Source organism: Neisseria sp. P0020.S005 (genome assembly GCF_051957055.1).
Classification (GTDB): Bacteria; Pseudomonadota; Gammaproteobacteria; order Burkholderiales; family Neisseriaceae; genus Neisseria; species Neisseria subflava_A.
On the sequence record NZ_JBQCWV010000027.1, the window covers coordinates 1 to 687 of the forward strand.

A 687-nucleotide genomic window follows, 5' to 3' on the forward strand; every position below is an offset into this window, starting at 1 on the left:
TTTTTTTTTTTTTTTCTTTTTTTTTTTTTTTTTTGTTTTTTTGGTGGTGTGGTGGTTGTTGGGGTTTGTGTTGTTTGGTTTGTTGGTGGTGTTGGGTGTGTGTGGTGGGTGGTTTTGGGTGTGTTTTTGGGTGGTGGTTTTGTGCCGGGTTGTGTGTTGGTGTTGTTGGTGGGGGTTGTTGTTTGTGGGGTTTGGTTTTGGGTTGTGGGTGTGGGTTTGTTGTGTTGTTGGGGTTGTTTTGTTTGGTGGTGTGTTTGTGTGGTGGTGGGGTGGGTTGTTGGTTGTTGTTGGTGGTGTGGGGGGGGTGTTTAGGTTTGGGGGTGGTGGTGTTGGTTTGTGAGGGTTGGTTGGCGTTTGTGGTGTGGGTGTTGTTTGTTTGTTTGTGATGTTTGTTGTGTTGTTTGGGTGGTTTTTTGGGTGGGGTGGTGGTGGTGTTGGGGGGTGGGGGGTTGGTGGTGGTTGTTTTGTGTGTGGTTTTTTTGGTGGTTTGTGGGTGTGGTGGTTGTGGTTTTTTGTTTGTGTTTTTTTTTTTTGTGTTTTTCCTTTTTGTGCTGTTTTTTTTCTTTTCTCTTCCTTTTCTTTTTTTTCTTTCTTCTCTTTTCTCGTGAAGGGAGGCTCTGGTTTGTGTTGGGTTATTTGGCTTGCAGTCGCCGCCGTAAACGACAACCGGTTGAAGAGGCAAAGCGC

1 pseudogene is annotated in these 687 nt (G+C 45.4%); it reads right to left on the reverse strand.

The features are described 5' to 3' along the window. Nucleotides 1–687, reverse strand: a pseudogene (locus ACTHTU_RS11130) (hypothetical protein); the annotation flags it as partial.